Annotated in this window: 7 protein-coding genes and 1 pseudogene; 4 read left to right on the plus strand and 4 right to left on the minus strand. The window is 69.0% G+C overall.

What is annotated here, in order from left to right; genetic code table 11:
• A pseudogene (locus B8460_RS13550) lies at positions 1–866 on the plus strand (chromosome segregation protein SMC); the annotation flags it as partial.
• A 21-nt stretch (positions 867–887) separates the two neighbouring features.
• On the opposite strand, the gene B8460_RS13555 reads toward B8460_RS13550, so the two are convergent.
• Entirely contained in the window at positions 888–1715 is an 828-nt protein-coding gene (locus B8460_RS13555) for a DUF2189 domain-containing protein (protein WP_048862140.1), read from the minus strand.
• A 214-nt stretch (positions 1716–1929) separates the two neighbouring features.
• On the opposite strand from B8460_RS13555, the gene B8460_RS21040 reads away from it, so the two are divergent.
• On the plus strand, positions 1930–2388 hold the full coding sequence (locus B8460_RS21040; RefSeq protein WP_148360604.1) for a hypothetical protein: 459 nt from the start codon (positions 1930–1932) through the stop codon (positions 2386–2388).
• Here B8460_RS21040 and B8460_RS13560 read toward each other — a convergent pair.
• A complete protein-coding gene (locus B8460_RS13560) occupies positions 2345–4507 on the minus strand; it encodes a malate synthase G (RefSeq protein ID WP_048862141.1) in 2163 nt (720 codons plus the stop codon). The two genes, B8460_RS21040 and B8460_RS13560, sit on opposite strands and share 44 nt — an antisense overlap.
• A gap of 331 nt (positions 4508–4838) precedes the next feature.
• Here B8460_RS13560 and B8460_RS13565 point away from each other — a divergent pair, with 331 nt between their 5' ends.
• Positions 4839–5309 (plus strand): (2Fe-2S)-binding protein, encoded by a 471-nt coding sequence (locus tag B8460_RS13565; protein WP_048862142.1) that lies wholly within the window; start codon positions 4839–4841, stop codon positions 5307–5309.
• A gap of 3 nt (positions 5310–5312) precedes the next feature.
• Positions 5313–7625 (plus strand): xanthine dehydrogenase family protein molybdopterin-binding subunit, encoded by a 2313-nt coding sequence (locus B8460_RS13570; RefSeq protein ID WP_048862143.1) that lies wholly within the window; start codon positions 5313–5315, stop codon positions 7623–7625.
• Positions 7626–7709: 84 nt separating this feature from the next.
• Here B8460_RS13570 and B8460_RS13575 read toward each other — a convergent pair whose 3' ends face one another.
• Complete coding sequence (locus B8460_RS13575) at positions 7710–8507, minus strand: ABC transporter permease (protein ID WP_048862144.1); 798 nt, start codon at positions 8505–8507, stop codon at positions 7710–7712.
• On the minus strand, positions 8507–8790 hold a 284-nt coding region (locus B8460_RS13580; protein WP_048862145.1), incomplete at its 5' end, for an ATP-binding cassette domain-containing protein. The genes B8460_RS13580 and B8460_RS13575, both read right to left, overlap by 1 nt.

Below are 8790 nucleotides of genomic sequence, written 5' to 3' on the forward strand. Positions count from 1 at the left end.
AGGCCCGCGCCGCCGAACAGCGCCTCGCCTCCCTGCGCGAGCAGGTGGTGCGCGCCGAGGGGCTGGCCGCGCAGGCGGCGCAGGCGGCGGAGGTGGTCGCCGAACGCATCGTCGAACGCCTCGGCCCCGATGCCACCCTGCCGGACCCGCCTGACGGGGCGGGCGCCGAGCAGGAGGAGAAGGCACGCAAGCGGCTCGAACGCCTGACGCGCGAGCGCGACGAGATGGGTCCCGTCAACCTGCGCGCCGAGATCGAGGCGGGCGAGGTGGAGACGCAGATCGCCGCGATCCTGCGCGAAGGCGAGGAGCTGACCGCCGCCATCGCCAAGCTGCGCGGCTCGATCGGCCATCTCAACCGCGAGGGACGCGAGCGGCTGTCGGCGGTGTTCGCCCAGGTGGACAAGCATTTCCAGGCGCTGTTCACCCGCATGTTCGGCGGCGGGCGGGCGCATCTGGCCCTCGTCGGCTCCGATGATCCGCTGGAGGCGGGGCTGGAGATCTACGCGCAGCCGCCGGGCAAGAAGCTCGCGACGCTGTCGCTGCTGTCGGGCGGCGAGCAGGCGCTCGCGGCCATGTCGCTGATCTTCGCCGTCTTCCGCTGCAACCCGGCGCCGATCTGCGTGCTCGACGAGGTGGACGCGCCGCTCGACGAGGCGAACGTGGAACGGTTCTGCAACCTCGTGGACGACATCGCCCGCGACACCGACACGCGCTTCCTCGTCGTCACCCATCACGCGCTGACGATGGCGCGCATGGACCGGCTTTACGGCGTGACGATGCAGGAACGCGGCGTCTCGCGCGTGCTGTCGGTCGATCTCGCCCGTGCCGCCGCGATGGCGGAGGCGCCGCGCATGGCGGCGGAATAACCCGCCGCCCGGCGCCCCGACTCAGACGATCAGCTTCCGGTACAGATGCCAGGTCGCGTGCCCGAGGATCGGCATCACGACCGCAAGCCCGACCAGCAGCGGGATCGACCCGAGGATCAGTCCCCCCGCGACCACCGCGCCCCACACCGCCATGGGCAGCTTGTTCGCCCATACCGCCGCCGCCGAGGCGCGCAGCGCGACCGTCACCTGCAGCCCCGCCGTGGCGGCGAGCGGGCGATCGACGAGCAGCGGGAAGGACACGACGCCGAGGATCAGGGCGGCCGCCGCGAACAGGAAGCCCACCCCGTTGCCCAGGATCAGCAGCGCCCAGCCGGCGCGCGTCGTGAAAACCGCGTGCAGCCACGCGCCGGAGGCCGCCGTCTCCAGCGCCTGCCGGCCGAGCGTCGCCTCGAACACCGCCGCCGCCGCGTAGAGCCACAGCACGAACAGCGCGCCGAGCAGCAGGCCGAGCAGCACGATCGCGCCGAGCTGCGGCGAGTGCCGCACGTCGAACGCGTCGCCCCAGGACACGGGCTTGCCCGCCTCGCGCCGCTTGCTCATCTCGTACAGGCCGACGGCCGCGAACGGGCCGAGCAGCGCGAAGCCCGAGACCATCGGATAGATCAGCGGCAGAGCGTCCGCCCCCGACGCGATGCGGCCGAGCACGAGGCCGAGCACCGGGTAGATCAGCGCCAGCAGGATCAGGTGCGCCCGGCTGTCGCGGAAATCGTCCAGCCCCTGTCGCAGGGCCGCGAGGACGTCCGCGACGGTGATCCGCCGGACCGCCAGCGGTGCCACGACGACGCCGGCGCCCGCCGGCCGTGCGTCGGCCAGTGTGTTGCTTGTCATTGTCGTTGCCTCCCGACGTTGCGGCCGGGCAGGCGCCTGCGTGGCGGCGTCAGGCGGGGCAGTCAGCCGGCTCCCCAGGGGGCGCTGTCACGACACGGCGCGACCAGCCAAGCGATAGGTGTAAAGGTTCCCAACGCTGTTTGCGACAGTTGTATGCAATGCCGGGCACCCTGCCGGTGATTTTCAGCCGCGCTCAAACGAAGGGAGTGGGAATGTGAAGATTGTCCTGCCGCTCGATCAGGCATCAGTGCCAGAAATCGAATTCGAGCACTCAGCAATTCTTATAATCGTGAATAAAACAATGGATGCGGCCTCCAGCGTCTACGAGGCCGTGCGCTGTGCCTGGAAACTTAACCCAAAGCGCGCGGGGGCCTGTGACCTTGTAATGGCGGTCTACCAGCGCATCGTCATAGGAGTCTTTATCGCCGAGAGGTGGATACCGGCCACGGTAGCCAGTTTCCCGACCATGAAGACCGACGTGCCGAGACGCTGGGGCTTCGTCGGCCGCGAAGCCCCAGCAGAGATCGGCAACATCTATCTGATGCGGCGCGTGCCAGACGCGATGCGACCCAAAGGTGCCGCCAATCCGATTATGTACAGTCAACTGGGTGGGAAGCAGTTGCTTCCCGTCACGCCGCGCCCTTCGCTTCCTTCCGGTAGGCGTGGAGGATGAACTCCGTGTAGCCGTTGGGCTGGGCGCGGCCCTCGAACACCAGGGCGCAGGCGGCGCGGAAGGCGGGGCCGTCATAGGACGGGGCCATCGGGCGGTAGTTGGGGTCGTCCTCGTTCTGCTTGTCCACCACCTCCGCCATGCGGCGCATCACCGCCATCACCTGCTCGCGGGTGACGACGCCGTGCAGCATCCAGTTGGCGATGTGCTGGCTGGAGATGCGCAGGGTCGCGCGGTCCTCCATCAGCCCCACGTTGTTGATGTCCGGCACCTTGGAGCAGCCGACGCCCTGGTCGATCCAGCGCACGACGTAGCCGAGGATGCCCTGCGCGTTGTTCTCCAGCTCCGCCTCGATATCCTCCTCCGACCAGTTGGCGCCGGTGGCGACGGGGATGGTCAGCAGGTCGCGCAGCGGCTTGCGCTTGCGGCTGGCGATCGCCTGCTGGCGGGCGGCGACGTCCACGTGATGGTAGTGGATCGCGTGCAGCGTCGCGGCGGTGGGCGAGGGGACCCAGGCAGTGTTGGCACCGGCGCGCGGGTGCTCGTCCTTGATCAGCAGCATCTCCGCCATGCGGTCGGGCGCCGCCCACATGCCCTTGCCGATCTGCGCCCGGCCCGGCAGGCCGCAGGCGATGCCGATATCGACGTTCTGATCCTCGTAGGCGCGTATCCAGGTGCTGCCCTTCATCGCCGTCTTGCGGATCATCGGGCCGGCTTCGATCGAGGTGTGGATCTCGTCGCCGGTGCGGTCGAGGAAGCCGGTGTTGATGAACACCAGCCGGTGCCGGGCGGCGGCGATGCACGCCTTCAGGTTGACGCTGGTGCGCCGTTCCTCGTCCATGATGCCGATCTTGATCGTGTGGCGCGCGAGGCCGAGCAGATCCTCAACCGCCGCGAACAGCGCGTCGGCGAAGGCGACCTCCTCCGGCCCGTGCATCTTCGGCTTGACGATGTAGATCGACCCGGCGCGGCTGTTCCGCAGCGCGCCGAGGCCGCGGACGTCATGCATGGCGATCAGCGAGGTGACGGCGGCGTCGAGCATCCCCTCGGGGATGTCATGCCCCTCGGCATCCAGTACGGCATCGGTATACATGTGGTGGCCGACGTTGCGTACCAGCAACAGGCTGCGGCCCGGCACCACGTAGTCGCCGCCATGCCCCTCGTAGACGCGGTCGGGATTGAGGCGGCGGGTGACGGTCTGGCCGCCCTTGTCGAAGGTCTCGACGAGGTCGCCCTTCATCAGGCCGAGCCAGTTGCGATAGACCGTGACCTTGTCCTCGGCGTCGACGGCGGCGACGCTGTCCTCCAGGTCGGCGATGGTGGTGACGGCGGATTCCATCAGCACGTCGGCGACATGCGCCTGATCGTGCCGGCCGATGCGGTCCTGCGGGTCGATGTCGATTTCGATGTGCAGGTTGTTGTGGCGGATCAGCACGGTCGAAAGGGCATAGCCCGGGCCGCGCCAGCCGACGAACTGTGCCGGGTCGGCCAGGCTGGTGACCGTGCCGTCGATCAGCCGGACCAGCAGCGCGGCGCCGTCGCGCATATAGGCGACCGCCTCCGCGTGGCTGCCCTGTTCGAGCGGGGCGGCGCGGTCCAGCAGGTCGCGGGCGCGCGCGACGACGCGGGCGCCACGCACGCGGTTATAGCCGCGACCGCGCACGGCGCCGCCCTCCTCCGGTATGGCGTCGGTACCGTACAGCGCGTCGTACAGGCTGCCCCAGCGCGCGTTGGCGGCGTTCAGCGCATAGCGGGCGTTGCTGACCGGCACCACCAGCTGCGGCCCTGCGATGCTGGCGATTTCCGGGTCCACGCCGGTCGTGTCGATGGTGACGTCCTCGGGCTCCGGCTGGAGATAGCCGATGTCGCGCAGGAACATCTCATAGCCGGCGATGTCGGACGGGCGGCCGCGGTTGGTGCGGTGCCATTCGTCCAGCTGCGCCTGCAACTGGTCGCGCGCGACCAGGAGGCGGGTGTTGCGTGGTGCGAATTCCGCCACGATACGGGCGAACCCGGTCCAGAACGCCTCCGGCGCGAGACCGAGGCCCGGCAGCGCCTCGTCGGCGATGAAGTCATACAGCGGGCGGGCGACGCGCAGTCCGCCGACATCGACACGATCCATGCTTCCCATCCTTTGCGATGCCCGGCCGCACCCTCCCGGCTGAGGCCGGGTTTGTCGAGACCTATTAGCGAAACCACATGATTTCTCATTGATAAATGAGATTTCCTGATGGAATTAGCCCCGCCCGATAACTGGGTGCAATGGTAGGCAAACCGCTATAACAGTTGAAATACAACGATGGGCGCGCGGCGCGTTTTTCAGACGGCGCGCATGTAATAGACCCGCCTCGGCCGACGCGGCCCTTTACGAACATCTGGCAACGACAATAAGGTTTAGGTAACGACGGCGTCATGAGGCGCGGCCTCGGGTCCGTGTCGTGGGGGGAGAACGAATGAGCACCTTGAACATCAACGGCACGAGCCACGCGGTGGACGTGCCCGGCGATACGCCGCTGCTGTGGGTGATCCGCGAACACCTGCAGATGACCGGCACCAAGTTCGGCTGCGGCGCCGGCCTGTGCGGCGCCTGCACCGTGCACCTGAACGGCGAGGCGATGCGCTCGTGCCAGACGTCGGTCGCCGACGCCGCCGGCAAGAAGATCACCACGATCGAGGGGATCGATCCGCACGGCCAGCACCCGCTGCAGAAGGCGTGGGTGGCCGAGCAGGTGCCGCAATGCGGCTACTGCCAGTCCGGCCAGATCATGCAGGCCGCGTCGTTGCTGGCGAAGAACAACGCGCCCACGAAACAGGAAGTGGTCGACCACATGGACGGCAATCTCTGCCGCTGCATGTCCTACGTCCGCATCCAGCGCGCCGTGATGCGCGCCGCCGCCGAAATGCGCGGCGAGCCGGGGGTCTGAGCCATGACGAAGCACAGCAAGATCGACATGCCGGCGCTGTCGCGCCGCCATTTCATGGCCGTGACCGGCGCCGCCGGCCTCATGGTCGGCTACGCCGCGATGCCCGACGCGAACCAGGCGCTCGCGGGCGCGATGTCGCACCCGAAGTTCGAGCCCACGCAGTGGTACTCGATCGGCACCGACGGCCGCGTGACCGTCGTCGTCGGCAAGGCCGAGATGGGGCAGCACATCTCGTCCACCATGGCGCAGCTCGTCGCCGAGGAGCTGGGCGCCGCGTGGAAGGACATGGCGATCACCCTCGCCTCCAACGACCCGAAGTACAACGATCCCGTGCTCGGCGCGCAGATCACCGGCGGCAGCTGGTCCACCGGCATGAACTATGACGCGATGTGCCGCGCGGGCGCGGCCGGGCGCATGGCGCTGATCGCCGCCGCCGCCGAGATGATGGGCGTGCCGGAAAGCCAGCTCACGGCGATCGCCTCGCACGTCGTGGACACCAAGTCCGGCAAGAAGCTGCCGTTCGGCAAGATCGTCGCCGGCGGTAAGGCCAACAAGGTCTTCACCGCCGACGAGCTGAAGGCGATCAAGCTCAAGACCGCGGATCAGTACACGATCATCGGCCACTCGGTCCCGCAGCTCGACATCCCGCCGAAGACCAACGGCACGGCGAAATACGGCATCGACGCCTTTGCGCCCGGCATGGTCTACGGCATGCCGGTGACGCCGCCGGTGCGCTATGGCGCCACGGTGAAGTCGGTGGACGACAGCGAGGCGAAGAAGGTCCCGGGCTTCATCCGCGCCGTGGTGGTCGAGGACAAGACCGGCACCACGACCGGCTGGGTCGTCTCGGTCGCAAAGACCTACGAAGCCGCCAAGAAGGCCGGCGCGGCGCTGAAGATCGACTATGACCTCGGCCCGAACGCCAAGGTGGACGACGCCGCCATCCTCGCGGAATCGCGCCGCCTGCACGAGGACGGAACCGAGGGCTTCCTGTTCGTCAAGGAAGGCGATGCCGAGGGCGCGCTGAAGACGGCGCCGAAGGTGCTGGAGGCCGAGTACACCACCAGCATCAACATCCATGCGCCGATGGAGCCGATGAACGCGCTCGCCATGGAGAAGGACGGCGAGTGGCATATCTACACGGGTAACCAGTTCTTCACCCGCACGACCGCCATCGCCGCCGCCATCGCGGGCGTCGATCCGAAGAAGATCGTGCTGCACCAGCATTTCCTGGGCGGCGGCTTCGGCCGGCGTCTGGAAAGCGACATGGTGGTGCCGGCGATCGCCGCCGCCAAGGCCGTGGGCAAGCCCGTCAAGTGCATCTACACGCGCGAAGACGACATGCACATGGACTTCACCCGTCCGCTCACCTACCAGCACGTCAAGCTGGGCGTGGACGACAAGGGCCATGCCGTCGCGATGACGCATGACGTCATCGGCGCCTGGCCGACGGCCCGCTGGGGCATCCCCGCCTTCCTGACGCCGTCGGTGGACAAGAAGGGCAGCCACGACAGCTTCACCGTCAACGGCGCCGATTACTGGTACACGGTGCCGAACCACACGGTGAAGAACTTCGAGAACAAGCTCGCGCAGGCGGCGACCCCGTCCGGGCAGCTTCGTTCCGTCGCCCCCGGCTGGACCTTCTGGGCGACCGAGAGCATGTGGGACGAGATGGCGCACGCGACGGGGCAGGACCCGGTCGCGCTGCGTCTGTCGATGCTCGACGGTCTCGGCGACAACGCGGGCAAGAACGGCACGCAGACGCAGGGCGGCGCCAAGCGCCTCGCCAACGTGCTGCGCATCGCCACCGGCCGCGCCGGCTACGGCGTCAACCCGCTGCCGAAGAACGAGGGCATCGGCGTCGCCTGCGTCTCCTCGCAGGAGCGGTCTTCCCCGACCTGGACGGCGTGCGTGGCGCACGTGGCGGTGAACCCGGAGACGGGCGACGTCACGGTCAAGAAGCTCACGCTGGCCATGGACCTCGGCACCGTCGTCAACCCGGACGGCGTGCGCGCGCAGATCGAGGGCTCCGCGCTGTGGGGCATGTCGATCGCGCTGCTGGAAAAGGGGACGCTGAAGGACGGCGGCATCGAGCAGTCGAACTTCGACACCTACACCCCGATGCGCATGAGCAACGTGCCGGAACTCGACATCTCCCTCATCGGCAACGGCGAGCCGGCGGTGGGCTGCGGCGAGCCGGCGGTGACGGTGGTCGCCCCCGCGATCGCCAACGCCATCTTCAACGCGGTGGGCGCGCGCGTGCGCTCGCTGCCGATCACCGCCGACGCGGTGAAGGCGTCGATGAGCAAGGTGTGATCCGCGTCTGACGCCGAACCGACTACGACGCCGCCCGGGGCAACCCGGGCGGCGTTTTCTTTTGCGCGGTTCCGGTCTGCCGCCTCAGCGGGGACGCAGCCGGTCCAGGCGCAGCCGGTCGCGCGCGTCCGTCAGGCGCCGCGCCGCGAGTTCCGCCGTCACCAGCGCCGCCATCCCGCTCGCTCCGGCCAGCAGGAACATCAGCAGGATCTGGTATTTCGTCGCCTCCAGCGGGTCCATGCCGGCGAGGATCTGGCCGGTCATGATGCCGGGCAGGGTGATGATGCCTGCGGCCGACATGGTGTTGATCATCGGCAGCAGCGCCCGCCGCACGCTGGTCGCCACCAGCGGGCGCATCGCCGCCCGCATCGACGCGCCGAGGGCAAGCTGCGCCTCGATCGCCGCCCGCTCGCGCCCGACGCCGCCGAGCAGGCTGTCGAGTGCCAGGCTCGCGCCGTTCATGACGTTGCCGAGGATGATGCCGCTCAAGGGAATGGCATAGCGCGGGTCGTACCACGGACTCGGCCGGATCGCCGTCGTCAGCGCGAGGATGACCGTGAAGCCGGTCGCCGCCGCCACCGCCGAGCCGCCGATCAGCAGGTTGCCGCGCGCGACAAGCCGTTGCTGCGGCCGCGCCGCCACCTCCCGCGCCGCGATCGCCGCCATGGCGACGATCACCAGCGCGGTGATCGCCGGGTTGGCGACGGCGAACACCGCGCGCAGCAGATAGCCGACCAGGATCAGCTGTACCACCATCCGCACCGACGCGATGGCGAGCGCGCGGTGCAGGCCGAGGCTGAAGCCGATCGACAGCCCGGCATCGATCAGCACCAGGCTCGCCGCGACCAGCAGGTCGGGCAGGGTGAGGGGGATCGCGTGCATCAGAGGTCGGCGAAGCGCCGGTCGGCGATGCGGCGGCGGATCGTGCCGAGCCGCATCGCCTGCTCCGGCCGGTGCGTGACCAGGATCAGCAGCAGCCCGGCCGCCATACGTTCGCGCAGCAGGTCCTCCACCGGCCCGATCGAGGCCTCGTCGAGGGCGGCGGTCGGCTCGTCGGCCAGTAGCACGCGCGGGTGGCGCAGCAGGCCGCGGATCAGGGCGAGGCGCTGGCGCTCGCCGGTGGACAGGCGGGCGACGGGGCCCGCCAGATGCGCCTCCGTCAGGC

Origin of the sequence: Acidisphaera rubrifaciens HS-AP3 (assembly GCF_000964365.1) — a bacterium.
GTDB lineage: Bacteria > Pseudomonadota > Alphaproteobacteria > Acetobacterales > Acetobacteraceae > Acidisphaera > Acidisphaera rubrifaciens.

Bases quoted from the DNA above. Each gene is read 5' to 3' on its own strand.
- B8460_RS13555 (WP_048862140.1), bottom strand. From the start codon at position 1,715: ATGACAAGCAACACACTGGCCGACGCACGGCCGGCGGGCGCCGGCGTC.
- B8460_RS13560 (WP_048862141.1), bottom strand. From the start codon at position 4,507: ATGGATCGTGTCGATGTCGGCGGACTGCGCGTCGCCCGCCCGCTGTAT.
- B8460_RS13565 (WP_048862142.1), top strand. From the start codon at position 4,839: ATGAGCACCTTGAACATCAACGGCACGAGCCACGCGGTGGACGTGCCC.
- B8460_RS13570 (WP_048862143.1), top strand. From the start codon at position 5,313: ATGACGAAGCACAGCAAGATCGACATGCCGGCGCTGTCGCGCCGCCAT.
- B8460_RS13575 (WP_048862144.1), bottom strand. From the start codon at position 8,507: ATGCACGCGATCCCCCTCACCCTGCCCGACCTGCTGGTCGCGGCGAGC.